The organism is Rhizobium oryziradicis (assembly GCF_001939045.1).
GTDB lineage: Bacteria > Pseudomonadota > Alphaproteobacteria > Rhizobiales > Rhizobiaceae > Allorhizobium > Allorhizobium oryziradicis.
On record NZ_MKIM01000010.1, the window covers coordinates 1 to 2,844 of the forward strand.

Here is a 2,844-nt window from a genome sequence, read left to right on the forward strand (position 1 = left end):
ATGATGAGCATCGGCAATGAGAACGATTAAGTGTAATAAGGGCATTTGGTGGATGCCTTGGCATGCACAGGCGATGAAGGACGTGATACGCTGCGAAAAGCCGTGGGGAGCTGCGAATGAGCTTTGATCCATGGATATCCGAATGGGGAAACCCACCTTAAATGCTTAGAAAATCCAAACTGTCAGCGATGACGGCTTGGGTTTCTAAGCATTGTTAATAAGGTATCTACCCCTGAATAAAATAGGGGGTAAGAAGCGAACTCGGGGAACTGAAACATCTAAGTACCCGAAGGAAAGGACATCAACCGAGACTCCGCAAGTAGTGGCGAGCGAACGCGGACCAGGCCAGTGGCAATGAGGAATAAAGCGGAACGCTCTGGAAAGGGTGGCCATAGTGGGTGACAGCCCCGTACGCGTAGAACACTCATTGTCCTAGAGTAGGGCGGGACACGTGAAATCCTGTTCGAACATGGGGAGACCACTCTCCAAGCCTAAGTACTCGTGCATGACCGATAGCGAACAAGTACCGTGAGGGAAAGGTGAAAAGCACCCCGACAAGGGGAGTGAAATAGAACCTGAAACCGGATGCCTACAAGCAGTTGGAGGGCGCAAGCCTGACAGCGTACCTTTTGTATAATGGGTCAACGACTTAGTGTATCTAGCAAGCTTAAGCCGGTAGGTGTAGGCGCAGCGAAAGCGAGTCTGAATAGGGCGTTTAGTTAGATGCATTAGACCCGAAACCGAGTGATCTAACCATGAGCAGGTTGAAGGTTGGGTAACACCAACTGGAGGACCGAACCCGCATCTGTTGCAATAGATTGGGATGACTTGTGGTTAGGGGTGAAAGGCCAATCAAACTCGGAAATAGCTGGTTCTCCGCGAAAACTATTTAGGTAGTGCGTCGATCGAATACCTCAGGGGGTAGAGCACTGAATGGGCTATGGGGACTCACCGTCTTACTGATCCTAATCAAACTCCGAATACCTGAGAGTACTAATCGGCAGACACACGGCGGGTGCTAACGTCCGTCGTGAAGAGGGCAACAACCCTGACCTCCAGCTAAGGTCCCCAAGTCATGGCTAAGTGGGAAAGGATGTGAGGATCCCAAAACAACCAGGATGTTGGCTTAGAAGCAGCCATCATTTAAAGAAAGCGTAACAGCTCACTGGTCTAAATAAGGGTCTTTGCGCCGAAAATGTAACGGGGCTAAAGCCATGCACCGAAGCTGAGGATACATCGTAAGATGTGTGGTAGCGGAGCGTTCCGTAAGTCTGTGAAGGGATACCTGTGAGGGGTCCTGGAGATATCGGAAGTGCGAATGTTGACATGAGTAACGATAAAGGGGGTGAGAGACCCCCTCGCCGAAAGACCAAGGGTTCCTGCTTAAAGTTAATCTGAGCAGGGTTAGCCGGCCCCTAAGGCGAGGCAGAAATGCGTAGTCGATGGGAACCACGTTAATATTCGTGGGCCTGGTGGTAGTGACGGATCGCACAAATTGTAACACCTTATTGGATTGGTGTTGCAGTGGAGCGGTTCCAGGAAATAGCTCCACCGTATAGACCGTACCCGAAACCGACACAGGTGGTCAGGTAGAGTATACCAAGGCGCTTGAGAGAACTATGTTGAAGGAACTCGGCAAATTGCACGCGTAACTTCGGAAGAAGCGTGGCCCCAAATTAGGCAACTATTTTGGGGTGGCACAGACCAGGGGGTAGCGACTGTTTATCAAAAACACAGGGCTCTGCGAAGTCGCAAGACGACGTATAGGGTCTGACGCCTGCCCGGTGCTGGAAGGTTAAAAGGAGAGGTGCAAGCTTTGAATTGAAGCCCCAGTAAACGGCGGCCGTAACTATAACGGTCCTAAGGTAGCGAAATTCCTTGTCGGGTAAGTTCCGACCTGCACGAATGGCGTAACGACTTCCCCGCTGTCTCCAACATAGACTCAGTGAAATTGAATTCCCCGTGAAGATGCGGGGTTCCTGCGGTCAGACGGAAAGACCCCGTGCACCTTTACTATAGCTTTACACTGGCATTCGTGTCGGCATGTGTAGGATAGGTGGTAGGCTTTGAAGCTTGGACGCCAGTTTGAGTGGAGCCATCCTTGAAATACCACCCTTATCGTCATGGATGTCTAACCGCGACCCGTTATCCGGGCCCGGGACAGTGTATGGTGGGTAGTTTGACTGGGGCGGTCGCCTCCGAAAGAGTAACGGAGGCGCGCGATGGTGGGCTCAGACCGGTCGGAAATCGGTCGTCGAGTGCAATGGCATAAGCCCGCCTGACTGCGAGACTGACAAGTCGAGCAGAGACGAAAGTCGGTCATAGTGATCCGGTGGTCCCGCGTGGAAGGGCCATCGCTCAACGGATAAAAGGTACGCCGGGGATAACAGGCTGATGACCCCCAAGAGTCCATATCGACGGGGTTGTTTGGCACCTCGATGTCGGCTCATCGCATCCTGGGGCTGGAGCAGGTCCCAAGGGTTTGGCTGTTCGCCAATTAAAGCGGTACGTGAGCTGGGTTCAGAACGTCGTGAGACAGTTCGGTCCCTATCTGCCGTGGGTGTAGGAATATTGACAGGATCTGTCCCTAGTACGAGAGGACCGGGATGGACATATCTCTGGTGGACCTGTTGTCGTGCCAACGGCATAGCAGGGTAGCTATATATGGAATGGATAACCGCTGAAGGCATCTAAGCGGGAAACCAACCTGAAAACGAGTATTCCCTATCAGAGCCGTGGAAGACGACCACGTTGATAGGACGGGTGTGGAAGTGCAGCAATGCATGAAGCTTACCGTTACTAATAGCTCGATCGGCTTAATCGTTCTCATTGACAATGCTCATC

1 rRNA gene is annotated in these 2,844 nt (G+C 52.0%); it reads left to right on the forward strand.

The annotated features are described in order from the left end of the window. Nucleotides 1–24 precede the first annotated feature (24 nt). Nucleotides 25–2,824 (forward strand): 23S ribosomal RNA (locus tag BJF95_RS00070). Nucleotides 2,825–2,844: the final 20 nt, after the last annotated feature.